The organism is Rubrivirga marina (assembly GCF_002283365.1).
GTDB classification, from domain to species: domain Bacteria; phylum Bacteroidota; class Rhodothermia; order Rhodothermales; family Rubricoccaceae; genus Rubrivirga; species Rubrivirga marina.
Map to the genome: position 1 here is coordinate 1,238,796 of NZ_MQWD01000001.1, position 20,548 is coordinate 1,259,343.

Consider the following 20,548-nt stretch of genomic DNA (forward strand, 5'->3'; position numbering starts at 1 on the left):
CCGCCGATTCCGAGGAGTTGGACACAGCCTCGTCGTTTAGAGCCCACGGTCGATAACGGTGCTTCAGAGGCTCCAGGCGAAACGATCACCCTTGCTCGCCGGGCCGACTTAATCCACCGACGGCCGGGGGGCGAAACGCTGGATCCCAGCGTGTATGGCAGACTGCGTACACCGTCAGTGTGAAGGCAAGTACCCCGGAGTGATCACGATAGTCGCTGTCACGAGCTCAGTGCCACTAGAAGAGATCACGGAGGCGGTTTCTGGGGGCCGGGAAGGCTAGGCGCTCCGCAATGCCGGACTCACAGCACCGCCAACGCAGCGTCGGCGGAGTCTCCGAGAGGGGCATAATGCGGCGGCCGGCTTGACTTGTATGACATGTTACAGGTACGTTGTCATCCCGGAAGCGCTTCCCCCCTCATGCTACGATTCTGGACCGGCGTCCTCGCCCTCGTTCTCGCTAGCGGAGTCCATGCCCAGACGGGCAAGATCGGCGGCACGATCGCCGACTCCGACGGCGTGCCTATCCCCGGCGTCAACGTGCTCGTCGTGGGGAGCACGCTGGGGGCGTCGAGCGATTTGGACGGGACCTACGTCATCCTCAACGTCCCGCCCGGGACCTACGACCTCCGCGCCTCATTCATCGGGTACCAGACCGTCCTGCAGGAGGGCGTCGTCGTGAACAACGACCGGACGACGGAGGTCGACTTCGTCTTGGCCGAGGAGGATCTCACGGTCGGGGGCGAGCTGGTGGTGACCGCTGAGCGGCCCGAGATCGAACCGGAGCGGACGGCTTCGAGTGAGATCATCCGCCCGCGCGAGGTGAGTGAGGCGCCGGGCGTGTACTCGCTGACCGACGTCATCGGGCTGACGGTCGAGGCGACCGACGGCCACTTCCGAGGGGGACGAACGGGCGAGGAGCTCTACCTCCTCAACGGGATCAACATCGTCAACCCGTTCACGGGCGAGCGGTCGTTCGACCCCATCGCGAACGCGCTTGAGGAGGTCGAGGTCATCACCGGCGGGTTCCCCTCGCAGTACGGGAACGCCCAGAGCGGCGTGGTCAACATGGCCCTCCGGTCCGGCGGGTTCGAGCGGTGGGACGGATCGGGGAACCTCCGCGTGCGGGCCCCGGGCTACAAGCACTTCGGGGGGAGCGTGTTCAGCCTGGAGAACAACCCGTACCTCCTGGCCTTCGACACGGTCGAGGAGTGGGGCGGCGACAGCGGCGAGGGGCTCTACTCGTGCTCGATCGGTCTCAGCTTCTGCAGCGCGTACGGCCTGGAGACGGCCGCGGACAGCCTCCGGGCGGCTCAGATCGCCCAGGCCGTTTGGTCGCAGGCCCGCGAGGACCTCGGCATGGAGTACAACGACCGGTGGGACACCCAGCTGGACCTTTCTGTCGGGGGCCCGGTGTCCGACCGCGTCCGGGCCTTTGTTGGGGCCCGGTTCGCCGACGAGTGGTACGAGCTGCCGACGAACGAGCCCGAGCGGACGCGCCAGCTCCTCGGGAGCGCTCGCGTCGCGCTCGGCGGCGGCTCGTCGCTCCAGCTCGCCGGGGCGTTCAACCGCGTCCGCGGGTTCGACTACACGAGCAGCTTCTGGCAGTACCTCTGGGACCGCGAGCGCGGCTTCGCCGCGTTCGACCAGGTCACGCTCGGCGGCTCGGCCCGCCTCGCCGTCGTCCCGGACGAGCGGCGGTTCGCCGACCTCACGCTCAGCGTCCTCCAGAACGACTACGAGTCGGGGGCCGCCGTCCTCGACCCGAGCCGGTTCCGCGAGGACGCCTCGGACCTCGGCGTCTGGCGCTTCTTCAACACGCCCGACCAGTTCCGCGTCGGGTACATGGAGAACGACTTCCGCAACGAGCGCTCGACGACGTACTCCCTCGAGGCGACCTACAACGAACAGGTCACGAGCAACCACCTCCTCAAGGGCGGTATCCAGGGCCGGCTCTACCACCTCGACGTCGACAACCGGCTCAACCTCTCGAGCCCGTCCGACGCCCAGGACGAGACGTTCAGCGTGACGCCGTTCGAGATCGGGGCGTTCGTCGAGGACAAGGTCGAGTACGAGGGGCTCATCGCCCGGCTCGGCCTCCGGTTCGACGCCTACAACCTCAACACGGAGTACTTCTCGGACCGGTACAACCCGTACGCGAACCCCAACTTCGACCCGACGCAGCCGGCCGTCGGCGACAACGCCGAGCGCGACCCGGACCTCGCAGCGACCGAGCGGTCGTCGTGGATCGCCCGGCTCCAGCCTCGGCTCGGCGCGTCGTTCCCGATCTCGGTCAACACGGTCTTCCACCTCAACTACGGGGCGTTCCTCCAGCGGCCGCCGTTCGAGCGGTCGCTCGTGAGCCGGATCCAGCGGTCGAACGAGCTCGCCGTCATCCAGCTCGGCAATCCCGAGCTCGAGCCGGAGGAGACCAAGATGTACGAGGTCGGCGTGGCCCAGGGGCTCCCGGGAGGGTTCGCGCTCGACGTCTCGGGCTACTACAAGGATGTCCGCAACCTCGTCCAGCTCGCGTTCTTCAGCGAGAGCGTCGACATCCCGTACCAGACGTACGTCAACCGGGACTACGCCGACATCCGCGGCTTCCGCGTCTCGCTCCAGCGGCGGCGCGGGGCCGTCCGTGGGTCGGTCCGCTACCGGTACGAGGTGGCCACGGGCAAGACGTCGAGTGCCGAGGACGCCCCGCCGCAGTTTATCCGCGACCTCGACGGGGAGGTGGACGAGGAGCGAGCCGGGATCGGGCTCAACGACATCCTCCTCGACTTCGACCGGACGCACAACCTGATCGTCCAGCTCACGGCCACGACGCCGCGCGACCTCGGGCCGCAGGTCGCCGGGGTCCGCCCGCTCGGGCGGTGGACCGGGTCGGTCCGCACGCGCGCCCGCTCCGGCCGGCCGTACACGTCGTTCGCGGCCGGGCAGGACGTGCTCGTCGCCGACGCCCGCGCGCCGATGGAGTACGAGACGAGCCTGAAGGTGACGCGACCGTTCCGGCTCGCCTCCGGCGCCGAGGGCTCCCTTTTCGTCGAGGTGGCCAACCTGTTCAACCAGCGGACCTACGACTACAACCGCGTCTTCCGGGACGTCCGGAACCTCCGGGCCTACGACTTCGCCGTGAACCCCTCCGACCTCACGCCGGACGGGTTTACCGACGACCCCGACGAGGCCCTCGCGCTCTACCTCGGCGACAGCTTCCCCTACGAGGCGAACCAGGTGTTCCGGATCTACAGCAACGCGCCCCGCTCGCTCTTCCTCGGCCTCTCCGTCGACCTCTAAGATGACCGCCCTCCGACCCCACGCGCGCCTGGCCCTCCTGGCCCTCGTCGGGCTGGCCGCCGCGCTCCCCGCCGAGGCCCAGCGCCGGTTCGAGATCCACTCGCGGGGCATGCTCCACGAGACCGTCTTCAACACCGGCGAGATCGGCCGGGCCTACCACCAGGGCGGCGGCGGCAATGCGACCGACGTGCCCATGATGGAGTGGCCCGGCAACTCGGCCGTGACCGTCGACGACATCAACTACGACGGGAAGCACTACACGAACGGCGGCGGCGTCTACATCTCGGCCCAACTCCCCGATTCGACCGAGCGCGTCCACGCGCTCAGCGGGGGCGTCGGGGCCTCGCAGCCGGACGTGACGGTCGGGCGGTGGTCGTACCCGCTCACGATCACGCGGACAGAGAACTACCCGGTGCTCGACGACGGGTCGCTCAACCCGAGCTACGACCCGAACGAGGCCGAGGAGATCATCACCTCCTCGTGGGCGACGCCGGTCGGGATCACAGTCACGCGGACGAGCCGGGCCTGGAGCTACCCCGACTACGACGACCTCATCGTCTACGAGTACGAGTTCGAGTACACCGGCGACCGCGACGGAGACACGATCCCGGACACGGACCAGCCCATCACCGACGTCACGATCGCGTTCGCGTACGGGCTCGCGCCGAACCTCTTCGGCAACCTCCGCACCTACGGCGCCTGGACCGACGACGAGTACCAGGACAACGACCAGCGCGGCCGGTTCGACCCGCTCCGGTTCCTCAACTACACGTACCACCAGACGGGCCTCCCGGACCCGGTCTACTACGACGAGTGGGGACGGACGGGCCAGAACGGCGGCGGCCTCAACGCGCCAGGGACGCCGGGCTACATAATGCTCCACTTCGACACGGAGCACCTCGCGACGCAGGACAGCGGGACGCTCGCCGACGTCGCCCAGGGCGACTCGGCCATCGTGTGGACGCAGGAGTACGGGGGCGGCGTCAAGATCAAGCAGCCGTGGTTCATCCGGCAGGAGACGAGCAACATGCGCGCCTCGAAGCTCGAGGCCTACCTCCGCGTCGACACGCGGAAGAACGCGCCGCTCCGAGAGGGCTCGGTCATCCCACCGGAACAGGGTGAGGAGAGCGACATCTACCAGCACTTCCTAGACTACTGGGTCGGCGCGGGCCGCTACAACTTCCGCCAGACGCGGTGGGCGACCGGTCGGATCACGGTCTTCGGGCCGTACCGCTTCGAGATCGGCGAGACGGCGCGGTTTGCCCTCGCGGAGGTCATCGGGTTCGGGGCCGTCCGGCAGGAGCAGGCCTACCTCCCGCCCGGCGAGCGGACGAGCCCCGAGCAGGACGACTACCTCGTCGACTGGGGCGGCTCGTGCGGCGAGGACTGCGGTGAGGACGGCAGCCGGGGGTTCTTCCCGATCGCGAGCTACGCCGACACCGTCCGCTACGGGGGCAACCCGGTCTTCCCGAGCATCTTCCCCTACGGGCCGGGCACCGACGAGGGGACCGTCATCAAACGCCACGGGAGCCCGTACCTCTCGGAGTACGCGCTCCCGGACTACGTCAACTCGGACGTGGTGACGATCCGCGAGGTCGCGGACAAGGCGTACGAGGCCTACACCGGCGAGGCGTTCTCGGCGCCCGAGTACAACCGGCCCGAGCTCAACCCCGAGGCGGGCGTCTACGAGCTCCCGATCCCCGTCCCGGCCCCCGCGCTCAACGTGGCGAGCGACGAGCGGGCCCAGAACGTGCTCTACTGGTCGAACGCGGTCGAGAGCTTCAGCGCGCCCCGGCTCCAGGGCCAGTTCGACCACTACCGGGTCTCGCGGAGCACGCACCCGGCCGGCCCCTGGGAGACGATCGCCGAGGTCCGGCCCGACGACGCCTCGTTCGTCCACAATGGCGAGTACAGCTTCGTCCCGGACGGCGACTACGTCGTGCTCGACCCCGAGCCGACGGTGGGGGAGACGTTCTACTACTCCATCGTCTCGGTCGACGAGAACGGCCGGACGAGCGGGCGGACGAACGTGACCGAGTTCGAGACCCAGCTCGGCGCCGTCGCCCAGCTCGGCGACGTCCACGTGGTCCCGAACCCGTTCGTCGTGAGCTCCGGGTTCGGAGGCGCCAGCGACTCGTCGCTGCGGATCGGGTTCTACGGCCTCCCGGCCCGGGCCACGATCCGGATCTACTCGTTCGCCGGCCAGCTCGTCGAGACCATCGAGCACGACAGCCCGACGTACTCCGTGGCCTACCTCCAGGAGACGCGCAACAACCAGCGCCTCGCCTCGGGGGTCTACTTCTACGTCGTGACGACGCCAGAGGGCGAGTCGACGCAGGGCAAGTTCGTCATCATCCGCTAGTCCCATGACCGCCCCACGAAGCCTCCTCCGGCTCGTCGCCCTCGCCGCGCTCGTCGCGGCGTCAGGCCCGGCCCACGCCCAGAAGGTTGGCACGACGTCGTTCCAGTTCCTCAAGGTCATGCCGACGGCTCGCGCGACGGCCATGGGCGACGCCTACGGGAGCCTCGCGCAGGGCGCCGAGGCCCTGTTCTGGAACCCGGCCGGCGTCGCCCACACGACGGGCCACGCGCTCACGGCGACGCACATCCCCTACCTCGTCGACACGCGGATCTCGTCGGCCGGCTACGCCACGTCGCTGGGCGGCTTCGGGCAGGTCGGAATCCAGCTCCAAGCCGTCGACTACGGCGACATCGCGGAGACGCGGACCGACCAGCTCGGGTTCAACGCGGACGGGACCTACAACCCCGGGCTGACGGGCTCGTCGTACAGCCCGTCGGCCTTCGCCGCGGGCGTCACGTACGCCCGAAGCCTGACCGACCGGTTCTCGACCGGGATCACGGCCAAGTACGTCCGCGAGTCGCTCTACGACGGCGCCTTCGCCGGCGGCGTGAACACGGCGGCCGGGGCGGTCCTGTTCGACTTCGGGATCCAGTACCAGACCGGGTTCCGGTCGCTCGACATCGCGATGGCGGTCCAGAACTTCGGGCCGGAGGTGGCCTTCGTCGAGGAGCGGTTCGCGGCCCCGCTGACCTTCCGCCTAGGGGCGACCGGCGACCTCGTCGGGCCGAACGGGATGGTCCGTCAGGACCCGCAGAACCGGCTGACGGTCGCCTACGACCTCCACCAGCCCAACGACTACGACCAGCAGATGCACGTCGGGCTGGAATACTCGTTCGCCGAGGTGGTCTCGCTCCGGTCGGGCTACAAGATGAACTACGACACCGAGGGGCTCACGTTCGGGGCCGGGCTCAACGCCGACCTCAGCGGCGCCCGCCTCGGCGTCGACTACAGCTACGGGAGCATGGGCGACTTCCTCGGCTCGGTCCACCGGCTCACCGTGGGCGCGACGATCCGCTAGCCCGTGTCTCTGCCTCCTATGCTGCTCCGCACGACCCTCGCCCTCCTCGCCCTCGCCGCGCTGACGCTCGTCCCCGGCGCCGCCTCGGCTCAGGACGCCGCCGCGCCGCTGACCGTCCAGGGCCTCGACCACCAGGCGGCCGTGGGCGCCCGCGCCCGCGCGATGGGCGGCGTCCGCGCCAGCGGGCTCTCGACGTCGGCCGCGTTGTTCTCGAACCCCGCCGCCCTCCACCGCCTCACCGAGGCGGAGGTCCGCCTCGGCGGCGGCGCCGTCGCCCAGTCCCTGAGCCAGGACCAGACGTGGGTGCCCAACCGGCTCTACCTCGAGCTGAGCCTCATCTTCGAGAACGACCCGACGTCGCCGAACCCCACGCGGGCCTTCGACGACATCACGCCTGACTGGGAGACCGACCTCTCGTCCGCCCGCCCGACGCTGGGCTCGGCGGCGGTCCCCCTCCCGTTCGCGCCCGGCGGCGTCGCCGTGACGGCCGGCCTCGGGGCGGCGCAGGTCGCCGACCTCGACCACTACTTCCAGAACAACAACGCGCTCGACCCCAACATCGGGGACATCCGCCCGGCGCCGATCCCGCGCGTCCAGGACGGCGACTCGCTCATGGTGGGGTGGGCCCAGTTCAGCCGCCAGCGGGAGGGGGCGGTCTACGGGATCACGCCGGCCTTGGCCCTCGCGCGCGGCCCGTTCTCGCTCGGCCTCTCGGCGACGGTCCTCACGGGCTCCTCCGACGACACCGAGCGGACGCGCGACCGGGGCGAGTTCACGCTCCGCTACCAGAACCGCTTCAGCCTCGCCGCGCCGACCGGCGGCGAGACGACGACCACCGGTACCTCGGACTACTCGGGGACGCGGATCGCTGTCGCGGGAGGGTACGAGACGGGGGCGCTGTCGGTCGACGCCGTCTGGCAGCCGGGCTACACGCTCTCGCGAGACTGGTCGCACAGTGACGGGACGGCCGGAACCGACGAGGTCCGGTTCGCGCCGGCGTTCACCGTCGGCGCGGCCGTGCGGCCGAGCGACCGCGTGACCCTCGCCGCCGACGTCGACCTCCGGGCGCTCGGGAGCGCCGAGGTCCTCTACGCCGACTCCACGGAAGCGGACCAGCCGTGGGTGAGCGGGAGCACGGTCCACCTCGGGGCCGAGTACCGAGCGCTGGACTGGCTGGCGCTGCGGGGCGGTTACCGCGAGCAGGCCCAGGCCTTCGCGCCCGCCGGCGCCGCGCTCCTCGACGAGCCCGCCCGCGCCGACGTGTTCGGGGCCGGCCTTGGGCTCTCGTTCGGGCCCCTCGCGCTCGACGTGACCTACGAGCTCTCCAGCCTTCGCTACGAGGACCTCTGGCTCTCGAACGGCAACGACAACTCGCTCACGACCCATGCCGTCCTGTTCGAGGCGGCCTACGCCCTCCCCTTCGCCCGCTAAATGCGCCGTCTCGTCCTCTTGGCCTCAGCGGCCCTCGCGGTCACCGCGCACGCGCAGGCCGACCGCTACGTCACGACGGCCGCCGAGCTCGGCGCGGCGGTCCGGGCCGCCCAGCCCGGCGACACCATCACGATGGCGAACGGGACGTGGACCGACACGCCCATCAACTTCGACGCCGACGGGGTACCGGGCGACTCGATCACGCTCCGGGCCGAGACGCCGGGCGGGGTGGTCCTCACCGGGTCCTCCAACCTGTCGATCGGCGGGGACTACCTCAAGGTGGACGGCCTCCGCTTCGAGGGCGGCGCGCTGCCCGACGGGACGCCCGTGATCCAGTTCCGGCGCTCCTCCAGCGACCTCGCCAACCACAGCCGGCTCACCAACTGCACGATCGTCGACTACAACCCGGCGAACGTGCGGACGGAGTACAAGTGGGTCTCGGTCTACGGCCGGTTCAACCGCGTCGACCACTGCGCCTTCACGGGCAAGACGAACGAGGGCGCGCTCCTGGTGGTGTGGCTCCGCGACCCGCCCAACGACGCCCCGCCGGCGCACCGGATCGATCACAACCACTTCGGGCCGCGCCCGGAGTTCGGTGACAACGGGGCCGAGACGATCCGGATCGGGACGAGCAGCCGGTCGATGCAGGACGCGAACGTGGTCGTCGAGCGGAACCTGTTCACGGAGACGAACGGCGAGATCGAGGTGATCTCGAACAAGTCGGGCGGGAACGTTTTCCGGAGCAACACCTTCCGGCGCGTCCGTGCCACGCTCACGCTCCGTCACGGCAACCGAGCCACGGTCGAGGGCAACTTCTTCCTCGGCGAGGGGGTGTCCGGGACGGGCGGCGTCCGGATCATCGGCGAGGACCACCGCGTGGTGAACAACTACTTCATGGGGCTACGGGGGACCGGCTACTCGGCCGCGCTCTCGATGGTGCAGGGCGTCCCGAACTCGCCGCTCAACCGCTACTTCCAGGTCAAGCGCCCCGTCGTGGCCCACAACACGTTCGTCGACACGGACCGGACGTTCGTGATCGGCGTCGGCAACAGCAGCGACCAGTCGCTCCCGCCCGAGGACATCACCGTCGTCGACAACGCGGTCCAGACGCGGCTGAGCGCGCCGATCCTCGAGGTCGACCTCGAGCCTGTCGGGACGTCGAACTGGTCGGGCAACGTGTTTTTCGGACGCCCGGACGACTTCCCCGAGGGGGTGACCTTCGTCGACCCCGAACTCGAGGAGGGCGACGGCGGCCTCTTCCGGCCGTCGGCCACGAGCCCGCTCCTCGACGCCGCCGTGGCCGCCTTCGCGCCCGACGCCGACATGGACGGCCAGGCCCGAGCGGTGCCCGACGTCGGCGCCGACGAGGTTTCGGCCGACCCCCGGACGCGCGGCCCGCTCTCGGCGGCGGACGTGGGGCCGAGCTACCCCGTCCAGACCGCCACCGAGGAGCGTCCGGAGCGCCCCGAGTCGCGGCTCGCGCCCAACTTCCCCAACCCGTTCGACAGCACGACCGTCCTCGCGTTTACGCTGGACCGGCCTGGCCCTGCGCGGGTCCGTCTGTTCGACATCGCCGGACGGGAGGTTCAGCGCGTGCTCGATGGGACGTTCCCCGCGGGGATGACGGAGTTCATCCTCGACGGTACCGCGCTCCCGACCGGGACTTACCTCGTCGTGCTCGAAGCCGAGGGGCGGCTGGACTACCGCCTCGTGACCCTGGCCCGGTGATTCGAGCGGTCCTGTTCGTCGCGTTGGCGCTCGTGGTGGGCGCCCCCGCCGTCGCACAGGACGTGGAGTGGACGCCGGCGGCCCTCGCCTCGGGCGTCCTCCCGGACTACTCGTTCGCGGGCTACCGGTGGGGCGAGGAGCCGGTCCCGACGCCCGGGGCTACCGTCGTCCGCGCGACCGACCACGGCGTCGTCCCGGACGACGGGCGCGACGACACGGCCGCCCTCCGCGCCGCCGTCGCCGAGGCGGGCAGGGTCGAGGGCTGGGCCGTGGTGGAGCTGCCCGCGGGCAAGGTCGAGCTCCGGAACCTCCTCTTCATCGAGCGCGACTCGCTCGTGCTGCGCGGGGCGGGGAGCGGGGACGGGGGGACCGTCCTGTCCATCCCCGTTCCCATGCGCGAGATGGACCAGCCGCCCGTGCTGGCCGACTTGGACGCCTACCTCGTCGCCAACGACAAGACGGTGCCGACGGGCGAGTTCTTTAGCCCATACTCTTGGACCGGCGGTGTGATCTGGACGCGGGCGCCCAAAGCGGCCCCCGTCCCCGAGCCACTGGCGGCCGTCGTCGGCGGGGTGCGGGGAGCGCACACGGTCACCGTCGACGACGCCTCGGCGATCCGTGCGGGCGACGTGCTCCGGTTCGCATGGGTCAACCGCGCGGGGCCAGACAGCCCGCTCCTCCAGCACCTCTACGGCATGGCGACGGGCCTGGACGGCGATCGCCTCTGGGAGTCCCCGGATGCGCCGCTCGTCACGCAGGAGGTGACCGTCGCGTCCGTCGACGGCGACGCCGTGACCGTCCGCGAGCCCCTCCTCCACGACCTCCGCCCCGAGTGGAGCGCCGTCCTCGCGCCCGAGCCCCGGTTGCGGGACGTCGGGATCGAAGGGATCCGGATCGTTTTCCCGGATGTCCCCTACCCTGGCCACCACCAGGAGGCCGGCTACAACGCGATCTACCTCACCGACCTCCGGCACGGCTGGGTCCGCGACGTGGCGTTCGTGAACGCCGACAGCGGGATCCTGAGCGACCGCGTCGCCAACGTGACCCTCGCCGGGATCACCGTCGAGGGCCGGGACGCCCACTACGGCGTCCACCTCGGCGACGTCGAGCGCGTCCTCCTCACCGACTTCGAGACGACGACGTGGGCGCACCACCCGGTCTCGTTCAACACGGGCGCGCGGCAGAGCGTGATCACCGGCGGCCGCGTGGTGAGCCCGCAACTCGACCGGCACCGCGGGGCCAACCACACGAACCTCTACGACGACCTCGACGCCGTCGAGCCCAGCGACGAGCTCCGCTTGTTCACGCACGGCGGCGCGGGCTACTGGGGACCGGCGCACGGCGTCGGCGTCACGTTCTGGAACGTCCGCCTGACGGTCGAGCGGCCCGAGGCCTTCGCCGCGCCCGTCCACCTCGGCGGCGTGCGGGACTCCAGCCGCGCGCACGTCGTCGGGCTCACGGCCAACGTGCCGGTCGAGATCGACTACCCCGGCGCCGTCGTCGAGGGGACGAACCGGCCGGGCCTCGGGGTCCGGTCCCTCTACGCCCACCAACTTCACCGGCGCCTCGCGCGCCGCTAGCCCATGTCGCCGGACGCCCTCTCGATGTTCTCGCTCGCTGGTACGACGGCCATGGTGACCGGCGCGAGCCGCGGGATCGGCCGGGCCCTCGCCGTCGCCCTCGCCGGGGCCGGCGCCGACGTCGTCTGCGCGAGCACGCGCCGGAGCGGGACCGACGAGACCGCCGAGGCGGTCCGCCAGGAGGGCCGGCGGGCCTGGCAGGTCGAGGCCGATCTCTCGTCGCCTGACGGCCCCGACCGCCTCGCCGACGCCGCGTTCGAGCTCGCGGGCGAGGTCGACGTCCTGGTCAACAACGCGGGCACGATCCGCCGCCACCCCGCCGAGTCGTTCCCGCTCGGCGACTGGGAGCACGTCGTGCAGACGAACCTCACGGCCGTGTTCCGGCTGTCGCAGCGGGTCGCCGAGCCGATGCTGGCGCGGGGCCGCGGCAAGATCCTCAACGTCGCGTCGCTGCTCAGCTTCCAGGGCGGCGTGACGGTCCCGGCCTACACCGCCTCCAAGCACGGCGTGGCCGGGCTCACGAAGGCGCTCGCCAACGAGTGGGCGCCGAGCGGCGTGACGGTCAACGCCATCGCGCCGGGCTACATCGCCACCGACAACACCCAGGCGCTCCAGGACGACGAGACCCGGAGCCGCCAGATCCTCGAGCGGATCCCCGCCGGCCGCTGGGGCGACCCGGCCGACCTCGGCGGGGCCGCCGTCTTCCTCGCCTCGCCCGCCTCCGACTACGTCAACGGCCACGTCCTCGTGGTCGACGGCGGCTGGATGGCCCGTTAACCCCTCCGATCCTCCGACCCATGTCCGACACCGACCGCCGCCTGACCGGCCGCGCCGTCCTCCCCCAGACCGGCGAGATCCGCGAGGTCGAGCTCTTCGACGCGAGCCCAGAGGCGGGCGCCCGCGTCGAGGTCTGCACCGCCGACAACTCGTCGCTCGACTTTCTCCGCTTCGCCCGCATCTCCCTCGATGGCGCCTCCCAGACCGTCACGCTCGCTGACGACGAGGAGGCCTGCTTCTTCGTCAACGACGGGACGGCCGAGCTCACCGTCGGCGGCGAGACGCACCGCGTCGAGAAAGACGGGATGCTCTACGTTGGGCTCGGCGAGACCGTCACGCTCTCCGGGACGGCGGACGTCAGCGAGTTCCGCGCGCCGCAGTGCTCGACGAAGTACCCGGCCCAGCGCGTCCAACTCGCCGACATCGAAGGGACGGACCTCGCCTTCCACACCGGCAACCCCGACAACAAGACGACGCGGACGGTCTACAAGCTGATCGACCAGAACGTCGACGCCTGCCGGCTCCTCTTCGGGGTGACGTACCTCGAGAAACCGGGGAGCGTCGGCAGCTACCCGCCCCACTTCCACGGTCCCGACGGTCCGGGCGGGCTCGGCGACGACGCCAAGGAGGAGATCTACGTTTTTCGCGTGTCGTCGCGGGTCCCCGAGGAGCGGGCGTTCGTGCTCCAGAACGTGTCGCGACCGGGCGAGGACGTCAACACCTACGTCCATGTCTTCGACGACCAGGCCATCAACGTGACGCCGTCGTTCCACGACACGATCGCGCCGCCGACCGTCGACTTCTCGTTCACGTGGTGCCTGGCGTCTGTCAAGGAAGGGGCGCGCGACTGGGCGGCCATCCTCAAGCGGCCGGGCTACGAGGACGAGTCGTAGCGTCGTCGTCCGCCTCGGCGCGGCCACGGAGGCCCCGAGGCGGGGGACGACCGGGCCCTCGGGCCCGTCTACGCCGCGGGTGCGCAGCCGTCGCGCCCGCGTGGATCGGCTCAGGCGTCGCGGAGCATCCGCGCGAACGCGTCCGGGAGCGGGCTCGCCTCGACGGCCTGCGCGGCCCGCTCCACGTCGTAGGCCACCCGGACGAACTCGACGGCGCAGTAGCCCGGGTCCGACGTCGGCCGCTCGGGGTCGAGCGTGAGGAGTACGTAGCCCGCCCGCGGGTCGCCGTCCTTTGGCTTGCCGACCGAGCCCGTGTTGACGGCGTGGCGGTAGACGGTCTCGCCGTCCGCCTCGACCTCGAGCACCTTGTGGTAGGGCTTGTGCGTGTGGCCGAACAGCATCACGTCGGCGCCGGCCGCTCCCATCATCCGGACGACGCTCCGGTCCGGGCGGTCCTCGAACAAGTACTCGTTGGTCCGGCGCGGGCTGCCGTGGACCATGAGCACCTCGACGGGCGCGGCGTCGGGCCGGCGGGGCGCGGCGAGCGTGAGGCGGAGGTGGCGCGGGAGGCCCCGGAGGTACCGCCGCGTCGCCTCGGTCACGACGCCGTTCGTGTAGGCGATCGACTCGTCGCCGCGCGCCCTCTCCTCGTCGGTGGGGTAGGCGCAGCCGCAGTCGTCGCTCGCCAGTCCGACGCCCTCGTCGTAGTTGCCGGCGATCGTCGGGATGCCGCGCTGGCGGACGGCCGCGACCACCTCGTTCGGCCACGTCGCGTAGCCGACGAGGTCGCCGAGGCAGTAGACGGCGTCGACCTCGCCGCGGCCGAGCCGGATGTCGAGGTCGGCGAGGACGGCCTCGAGGGCCGGCAGGTTGGCGTGGACGTCGGAGAAGACGGCGAGCGTTGTCGGCATGGCGATGTCAGGAGGTGGGGAAAGAGAGGGACTGAATGACCTCGCGGGCTGTCACCCGCGCCGAGCGGCCGACGCCGACGAGCGTAGCCGAGGCGAACCCGGTCCACGACCCGTAACCGACGAGCCACAGCCGCGGCTCGGCCACCGACCGCGTGGCCTCGACGGTGACTCGGCCCGCGTCATCAATCACGCCGAGCGGGGCGAGGAACTCGAGTGCGGGGCGGAAGCCGGTGCACCAGATCACGACGTCGACGGACTCCTCGGTGCCGTCGGGCCAGACGACGCCCGCGGCGGTGAGCCGGGCGATGGGCGGGCGGAGGTCGTCGAGCCGGCCGGCCTCCTTGGCTGCGCGCACCGAGGGCACCTGCACGACGTCGCCGAGCCCGTACGGCCGACCGGGGTCCTCGCCGCTCTTCAGGGCGTGGTACCGCGCCGTCGCCGCGTCGAACAGGACGCGGCCGTCGACGTCGGCCGGGAGGAAGCGGGGCGTCGTTTCGACGGCCCACGACGCGTCCGCCACGGCGGAGACCTCGGCCAGGATCTGCGCGCCCGAGTTGCCGCCGCCGACGACGAGCACCCGCTGTCCCGCGAACGGCTCTGCCGAGCGGTACGCGCCCGAATGGATCTGGACGCCGCCGAACGCCTCGCGCCCCGGCACGTCGGGGACGACCGGGCGGGACGCCGTCCCCGTCGCGGCGACGACGGCGCGGGCCCGCACGTCGCCCCGGTCGGTCTCGACGCGGAGACGGTCGCCGTCGCGTCGGACCGCCGTTACGCGGACGGGCCGCCAGACGGGGAGCTCGTAGCGGGCCTCGTACGCGGCGAAGTAGCCGAGGACGTCGTCGCGGTGCGGGGCCTCGGCCGCCTCGGGATCGGCGTCGCCGAGGTGGCGGGGGAGGAGGTAGCCCGGCAGCGACGACCACTCGGCGGGCGAGAAGAGCCGGAGCGAGTCCCACGTCCCGCGCCACGCGCCGCCCGGGCCCGCCCGGTCGTCGAAGAAGGCGACCGTCGCGTCCGTTTTTCGGAGCTCGCGGGCGAGGTGGTAGCCGACGGCGAGCGCGGCCTGCCCCCCGCCGACCACGGCGACGTCGCGCTCGGCGAACGGGAGCCCTTCGCCGGGGGCGAGCGAGTGGGCGGGCGTCATCGGACGAGCGGACGGGTGAGCGGATGCGGCGCGCGGTCACCGTAGACGGCGCGGTAGGCGGGGACGGCCACGAGCGCCCCGAGCGTCGGGCCGACGAGGTAGACCCAGAGCGCCCCCAAGTCGCCCGACACGAGCGCGGGCCCGAGCGATCGAGCCGGGTTCATGGAGGCCCCCGAGACGGGCCCGCCCATCAGCGCCTCGAACGCGACGCTCCCCCCGATGGCGACCCCCGCCAGTAGCCCGACCTCCTTCGCCCCGACGGCGACGCCGAGGATGACGAACATCAGGAGGAACGTGAGGACGGCCTCGAGCCCGAGGCTCTGGAGCGCGGTCCCGGCCGGGACCGTCTGCCCGAGCGTCGCGGCCTCGGGGAAGAGCGCCCGCAAGAGCCCGGCCGCGACGAGCGCCCCACCGATCTGCGCGAGCGCGTACGGAACGACGCGCCCACCGGGGAACCGGCCCGACGCCCAGAAGGCGACGGTCACGGCCGGGTTGATGTGGGCGCCCGAGACCTCGCCGACGGCGTAGATCGCTGCCATCACGACGAGCCCGAACGTGAGCGCGACGCCGACGTGCCCGAGCGCGCCGGTCTGCGCCTCGACGACGACGGCCCCGCACCCGGCGAACACGAGGGCGAACGTGCCCAGCGCCTCGGCGAGCGCGGCCCGCCAGACGGCCGGGGAGGACGGGACCTCAACAGCAGTCGGCGCCATCGTCGTCGGGAGGAAGGGCGGCAAGGACGGGGTCGAGGAAAGCGCCCAGGCCGTCGGCGAGCGTGCGGAGGGCGTCCGCGTCGACGCAGTAGCACGACCGCGGGCCATCGACCTCGCCGCGGACGAGACCGGCCGCCTTCAGGGCCTTGAGGTGCTGCGAGACGGTTGCCTGCGCGAGCGGGAGCTCGCTCACGAGCTCGCCGCAGACGCACGTCCCGCGGGCCGCGAGCGTCTGGAGGATGGCGAGGCGCGCCGGGTGACCGAGCGCCTTCGCGGCGGCCGCGAGGCGGGCGAGGTCGGGGGGGAAGAGGTCGGTCTTGGCCTGCATGGGAGTCGATTATCGTATATGTACGATACGGATCGTCCGTGCGGTCGGCAACCGCGGTCCCGGCCCCGAGCCTCCCCGCCGCTGGCGACGGTCCCGAAGCGGCCGGCCCGGCACCCGAGGGGCCGGTCGCGCGTTCGCCTGCGCCCCGCGCCCCGTCCCGCCGCCGTGCCCGCCGTCAACGCCGCCCTCTTCCTGACGGGGCTCCTGCTCGTCTTCGGGATCGCGTCGAGCAAGCTTTCGGCTCGGCTCGGGATGCCGGTGCTCGTGCTGTTCCTCGGGGTCGGGATGCTGGCCGGGTCGGAGGGCGTCGGCGGCGTGGCCTTCGAGGACTACGGGCTCGCGAACGCGCTCGGGAGCGTGGCCCTCGCGTTCATCCTGTTCGACGGTGGGCTCCGGACGTCGACGAGCGCGCTCCGGAGCGCGTGGCGGCCGGCGCTCTCGCTCGCCACCGTCGGCGTGTTCGTGACGGCGGCCGTGACCGGGCTCGCGGCCGCCTGGATCCTCGGGCTGCCCGTCCTCCACGGGCTCCTGCTGGGGGCCATCGTCGGGTCGACCGACGCCGCGGCAGTGTTCTCGGTCCTGCGCTCGAGCGGGCTCGCCCTCCCGGAGCGACTCGGGGCGACGCTCGAAGTCGAGAGCGGGTCGAACGACCCGATGGCCATCTTCCTCACGCTCGGGCTCGTCGGCGTCCTCGCCGGGACCGGCGCCGACGCCGGGTCGCTGGCGCTCCTGTTCGGGCTCCAGTTCGGGGTCGGCGGGGCCGTCGGCGTGGGCGTGGGGCTGGCGGCGGCGTGGGCCGTCGGCCGGGCGAACCTCGACGCGCCCGGGCTCTACCCCGTGCTCGTGACCGCGTTCGGGCTCCTCGCGTTCGGGCTCGCGGCGGTCATGGGCGGGAGCGGGTTCCTGGCCGTCTACCTCGCCGGGATCGTGCTCGGCAACAGCGCCCTCGTCTTCCGGCGAGGCATCTTCATGTTCCACGACGCGGTCGCCTGGCTGGCCCAGATCGCCCTGTTCGTGCTCCTCGGGCTCTTGAGCTTCCCGAGCCGGCTGCTCGCGGTCGCCGGCCCCGCTCTCGCCGTAGCCGCCGTGTTGATCCTCGTCGCCCGTCCGCTCGGCGTGGCGCTGTCGCTGGCGCCGTTCCGGTTCACGGCGCGCGAGGGGGCGTTCGTGTCGTGGGTCGGGCTGAAGGGGGCCGTCCCGATCACGCTCGCGACGTTCCCGCTCCTGGCGGGCGTCGAGGGTGCCGAGGCCCTGTTCGACGTCGTGTTCTTCGTGGTCTTGGTGTCGGCGGTGAGCCAGGGCTGGTCGCTCCCGCTCGCGGCGCGGTGGCTGCGGATCGGCCGCCCGGCCGACCCGGCGCCGCCCGTCACCGTCGACCTCCACGCGCTCCGCCACGTCGACGGCGACGTCGTCGACTACACCGTCGCGCCGTCGGCCCGGGTGGCGGGGCAGCTCCTCCGCGACCTCGCGTTCCCGGACGGCGTGGCCGTCACGCTCGTCGTCCGTGACGGGGCCGTGGTCGTGCCGCGGGGCGGGACGGCCCTCCGGCCCGGCGACCACGTGTTCGTCGCGATGCGGACCCGGCTGAAGCCGCTCGTCGACCGCCTCTTCGACCCCGAGGCGCGGACGCCACCGCTCGCCGACGGCCTCGCGCTCGCGTTCCCGGCCGCGAGCACGCTCGGCCAGCTCCACCGCTTTTTCGGGCTCCCCGGCCCGACGTGGTCGGCGGACCCGGTCGGCGGACTCGTCGCCGACGGCGGCCCGTCCCGCCTCGGCCCGTTCCTCGTCGAGCCGTCGGACGACCCCGAGTTCGTCCGCCTCACGCACGCCCCTGAGCCAGAGGTCCCGGAGGGCGCGTCCGAGGAGGGGAGGCCGGAGGCCGGTCCCCCCGAGCCCGCGGTGGCCCCGCAGGGCGCGTGAGCGGGACCCGTCCCGTTAGCACCGACGGGCAGCTCGAACCGGCACCCGACGCCGAGCGCGGGCAGGGGACGCCGGGCCGGTCAGTAGACCAGCCGCTGGGGCAGGTTCTGCTCCACGACGATCTCGCCCGAGCGCTCGACGGTGTTGTCGGCGTGGGTGTTGTTCTTGGCACCCCACAGGACGGCCACCCGCTCGACCTCGTTGTCGCGGAACGTGTTGCCCGAGAGGTCGACGTTGATGATCCCGTACGTCCCGAGGAGGACGTCGTCGGCGTCGTCGGCCCCGCTCCCCGTGACCGTCGTGCCGCGGACGACGAGCGTCCCGCCGACCGTCGACTCGTCGTACCCGCCGCGGTAGTAGTCGATGACGTTCGAGCCGACGGTCTCGAACCGGCTGTCGAGGACGACCACCCGCTCGGCGTTGTAGTCGCCCCGGTCGTCGTCCTCGGCCGCCAGCTCCAGCCCGTTCGCGACGTCCCGGACCCGGACGCGCTCGAGGCGGACGAGGTCGGCGAACGAATGCTTGTAGGCCCGGAGCACGGCGTCGAATCCGGAAATCTCCGCGTCCTCGACCTCGAGGGTGTACAGGCTCGACATCCCGCTCCGCAACGGCGCGAACGCAAGCGTCTCAGCGCCGCCGTGCAGGACGACGTTCGCGAGTCGGAGGTGACCGCCCGGGTTCATCTCGAACGCGGGCGTGCCGGCTCCGCCAGCGTAGCGGATCACGGGCCGGTCGCCGGGGTCGGCGGCGCGGACGGTGACCTCCTGGTCGATGGCGAGGGGCGTCACGATCTCGTAGGCGCCCCCTGCGAGTTCGATCACGTCGCCCTCGCCCGCCTCCGCGACGGCGCGGGCCAACTCGTCCGGCGTGCGCACCGCGTGGGTCTGGCCGGGTCCGTCCGCCTCGGCGCCGGGGCGGAACCAGGCGGGGCCGTAGCGGGACGGGTCGAACAGGTCGACGGCCTCGGGCGCCGTCCCGTTCGTCGCGCCGACCGCGTTCTGCTCGCCGCGCGGCTGGCCGAAGAGGTCGCGGTCGATCTGGTCGAACTCGAACCCGTGGTGCACGGGCACCGCGGCGACCCCGTCCATGGCGACCCAGACGTCGTCGACCACCTCGGTCATCGTCAGGTCCCGCTCCACGAGCCCCTCGACGCCCTCGAACGGGACACCCTGGTTGTCGATCACGTTGCTCCGAAACTCGATCCCGTCGATCGAGTCGACGCGCAGGATCGGGGTGCCGTCACCCTCCGAGTTGTAGAGGACGTTGTTGGCGAAGAGCGTCCGGACGGGCGGCTGGTCCCGGATCTCCGACGGCGGCAGAACCTCGGCTTGGTCCACGTTCGAGCCGACGCCGATCTGCCACGGGGACTCCGTGTCGACCCACGTGTTGTGGGCGACCGTCACGTCGGTGACCTGGAAGTACCGGTTGATCGAGGACCGGTAGATCCCGTTCATCAGCGCGAGCGGCGCCCGGAATTCCTCCCCCCGCAGACCGAAAAAGTAGTTGTTCGTGACCCGGTGCCCGGTGCCGATCAGGCGGACGCCGCCGAAGTACGGGTTCGCGCCGTCGCCGATGAACACGTTGCCGTCGACGGTGACGTAGGCCCCGTGCCGGGTGACGAGCGAGCCCTCGCTGTGGTAGAAGACGTTGCCCCGGAACTCGTTGAAGTTGGACTTGCTCGAGATCACCTCGACCTCGCCGTCGCACCGGTCGAACAGGTTGTCCTCGACGAGCGTGTGGCTCGGGGACATCGACGTGCTGCTGTCGCCGATCTGCAAGGTCTCGGCGCTCGGCCCGCCCTTGGGCGGCCGCGGCCCGAAGTGGTTGTTCGTAATCCGGTGGTAGTTGAACGCGCTCGGGGTCCCCTCGAGGTCGACCCGGATGGTCGGGCCGCGGTTCGACTTGCCGGCGAGGTAGCAGCGGTCGAGCTGGTTGTGGCGGCCCCGGAACCGGACCCAGAGGTCGGTCTGGTCCCGCTGCGGCTGGTTGTACCCCTCGATCACACAGTTCGTCACCCGGCTGTGGTTCGCGAGCGAGTCGTCGCTGACGGCGAACTGGATGACGGCGTCGCCGGGCGCGGCCCCGTCGCGGAAGTGGAGCCCGTCGACGACGAGGTGCTCGCCGGCCAACCAGAGGTCCGACGCGCCCCGGACGACGACGCCCCCCGGCGTCTCGGCGCGGAGCGTGATCGGGGCTTCGGCCGTCCCCGTCCCGACGAGCCGGATGCGGACGTCGCTCCACTCACCGTCGGCCATGACGATCTCGGTCCCGGGCCCGGCGCCCGCGATGGCCGCGTCGAGCTCGGCCGCAGTGGCGACGCGGACGGTCGTCTGGGCGCCCGCGGCCGGCAGGAGAGCGGCCAGCGTGGCCAGGGCGGCGAGGAGCGGCAGGGATCGCGTCATGGGAGCGGAGCGGTGGCGAGCGCGGCGGCCCGTTCGAGTGACGAGGGGTG

At 71.8% G+C, this 20,548-nt stretch carries 14 protein-coding genes; 9 read left to right on the plus strand and 5 right to left on the minus strand.

Translation table 11 applies throughout. The features are described from left to right. Positions 1 to 417 precede the first annotated feature (417 nt). Genes BSZ37_RS05150 through BSZ37_RS05185 form a run of 8 tightly spaced genes read left to right on the plus strand, consistent with a single transcriptional unit; the run spans position 418 to position 13,080 of the window. A complete protein-coding gene (locus tag BSZ37_RS05150) occupies positions 418 to 3,291 on the plus strand; it encodes a TonB-dependent receptor (RefSeq protein WP_179299484.1) in 2,874 nt (957 codons plus the stop codon). A gap of 1 nt (position 3,292) precedes the next feature. Next, complete coding sequence (locus BSZ37_RS05155) at positions 3,293 to 5,653, plus strand: T9SS type A sorting domain-containing protein (RefSeq protein WP_095509516.1); 2,361 nt, start codon at positions 3,293 to 3,295, stop codon at positions 5,651 to 5,653. 4 nt (positions 5,654 to 5,657) lie between these two features. Further along, entirely contained in the window at positions 5,658 to 6,671 is a 1,014-nt protein-coding gene (locus BSZ37_RS05160) for a PorV/PorQ family protein (RefSeq protein ID WP_095509517.1), read from the plus strand. An 18-nt stretch (positions 6,672 to 6,689) separates the two neighbouring features. After that, positions 6,690 to 8,102, plus strand: a complete 1,413-nt coding sequence (locus BSZ37_RS05165; protein WP_095509518.1) for a hypothetical protein — start codon at positions 6,690 to 6,692, stop codon at positions 8,100 to 8,102. Next, complete coding sequence (locus tag BSZ37_RS05170) at positions 8,103 to 9,830, plus strand: chondroitinase-B domain-containing protein (protein WP_095509519.1); 1,728 nt, start codon at positions 8,103 to 8,105, stop codon at positions 9,828 to 9,830. It begins immediately after the preceding gene. Beyond that, complete coding sequence (locus BSZ37_RS05175) at positions 9,827 to 11,410, plus strand: hypothetical protein (RefSeq protein WP_095509520.1); 1,584 nt, start codon at positions 9,827 to 9,829, stop codon at positions 11,408 to 11,410. The genes BSZ37_RS05170 and BSZ37_RS05175 overlap by 4 nt, the downstream gene beginning before the upstream one ends. A 3-nt stretch (positions 11,411 to 11,413) precedes the next feature. Beyond that, positions 11,414 to 12,187 (plus strand): 2-dehydro-3-deoxy-D-gluconate 5-dehydrogenase KduD, encoded by a 774-nt coding sequence (gene kduD / locus BSZ37_RS05180; protein WP_245838601.1) that lies wholly within the window; start codon positions 11,414 to 11,416, stop codon positions 12,185 to 12,187. A 20-nt stretch (positions 12,188 to 12,207) separates the two neighbouring features. Then, positions 12,208 to 13,080: a 5-deoxy-glucuronate isomerase gene (locus BSZ37_RS05185; RefSeq protein ID WP_095509521.1), complete on the plus strand. Its 873-nt coding sequence runs from the start codon at positions 12,208 to 12,210 to the stop codon at positions 13,078 to 13,080. A 110-nt stretch (positions 13,081 to 13,190) separates the two neighbouring features. Here the strand turns inward: BSZ37_RS05185 and BSZ37_RS05190 are convergent, their stop codons facing one another. From BSZ37_RS05190 to BSZ37_RS05205, 4 genes are read right to left on the minus strand one after another with little or no spacing between them, the layout of a single operon-like run. Then, entirely contained in the window at positions 13,191 to 13,991 is an 801-nt protein-coding gene (locus tag BSZ37_RS05190; RefSeq protein WP_095509522.1) for a metallophosphoesterase family protein, read from the minus strand. Positions 13,992 to 13,998: 7 nt separating this feature from the next. Continuing rightward, a complete protein-coding gene (locus BSZ37_RS05195) occupies positions 13,999 to 15,135 on the minus strand; it encodes an ArsO family NAD(P)H-dependent flavin-containing monooxygenase (protein WP_095509523.1) in 1,137 nt (378 codons plus the stop codon). Continuing rightward, positions 15,132 to 15,872, minus strand: coding sequence for an MIP/aquaporin family protein (locus BSZ37_RS05200; protein ID WP_218830403.1), 741 nt, complete (start codon positions 15,870 to 15,872; stop codon positions 15,132 to 15,134). Before BSZ37_RS05200 ends, BSZ37_RS05195 begins: the two co-directional genes overlap by 4 nt. Next, positions 15,829 to 16,176 (minus strand): ArsR/SmtB family transcription factor, encoded by a 348-nt coding sequence (locus BSZ37_RS05205; protein ID WP_095509525.1) that lies wholly within the window; start codon positions 16,174 to 16,176, stop codon positions 15,829 to 15,831. The genes BSZ37_RS05200 and BSZ37_RS05205 overlap by 44 nt, the downstream gene beginning before the upstream one ends. A gap of 165 nt (positions 16,177 to 16,341) precedes the next feature. On the opposite strand from BSZ37_RS05205, the gene BSZ37_RS05210 reads away from it, so the two are divergent. Beyond that, positions 16,342 to 18,096 (plus strand): potassium/proton antiporter, encoded by a 1,755-nt coding sequence (locus BSZ37_RS05210; RefSeq protein ID WP_218830404.1) that lies wholly within the window; start codon positions 16,342 to 16,344, stop codon positions 18,094 to 18,096. An 80-nt stretch (positions 18,097 to 18,176) separates the two neighbouring features. On the opposite strand, the gene BSZ37_RS05215 is transcribed toward BSZ37_RS05210, so the two are convergent. After that, positions 18,177 to 20,498, minus strand: coding sequence for a chondroitinase-B domain-containing protein (locus BSZ37_RS05215; RefSeq protein ID WP_095509527.1), 2,322 nt, complete (start codon positions 20,496 to 20,498; stop codon positions 18,177 to 18,179). Positions 20,499 to 20,548 lie beyond the last annotated feature (50 nt).

Excerpts from the sequence above, each read along its gene's own strand:
- BSZ37_RS05150 (WP_179299484.1), top strand. The coding sequence starts at position 418 with ATGCTACGATTCTGGACCGGCGTCCTCGCCCTCGTTCTCGCTAGCGGA.
- BSZ37_RS05155 (WP_095509516.1), top strand. The coding sequence starts at position 3,293 with ATGACCGCCCTCCGACCCCACGCGCGCCTGGCCCTCCTGGCCCTCGTC.
- BSZ37_RS05160 (WP_095509517.1), top strand. The coding sequence starts at position 5,658 with ATGACCGCCCCACGAAGCCTCCTCCGGCTCGTCGCCCTCGCCGCGCTC.
- BSZ37_RS05165 (WP_095509518.1), top strand. The coding sequence starts at position 6,690 with ATGCTGCTCCGCACGACCCTCGCCCTCCTCGCCCTCGCCGCGCTGACG.
- BSZ37_RS05170 (WP_095509519.1), top strand. The coding sequence starts at position 8,103 with ATGCGCCGTCTCGTCCTCTTGGCCTCAGCGGCCCTCGCGGTCACCGCG.
- kduD (WP_245838601.1), top strand. The coding sequence starts at position 11,414 with ATGTCGCCGGACGCCCTCTCGATGTTCTCGCTCGCTGGTACGACGGCC.
- BSZ37_RS05185 (WP_095509521.1), top strand. The coding sequence starts at position 12,208 with ATGTCCGACACCGACCGCCGCCTGACCGGCCGCGCCGTCCTCCCCCAG.
- BSZ37_RS05190 (WP_095509522.1), bottom strand. The coding sequence starts at position 13,991 with ATGCCGACAACGCTCGCCGTCTTCTCCGACGTCCACGCCAACCTGCCG.
- BSZ37_RS05195 (WP_095509523.1), bottom strand. The coding sequence starts at position 15,135 with ATGACGCCCGCCCACTCGCTCGCCCCCGGCGAAGGGCTCCCGTTCGCC.
- BSZ37_RS05205 (WP_095509525.1), bottom strand. The coding sequence starts at position 16,176 with ATGCAGGCCAAGACCGACCTCTTCCCCCCCGACCTCGCCCGCCTCGCG.
- BSZ37_RS05215 (WP_095509527.1), bottom strand. The coding sequence starts at position 20,498 with ATGACGCGATCCCTGCCGCTCCTCGCCGCCCTGGCCACGCTGGCCGCT.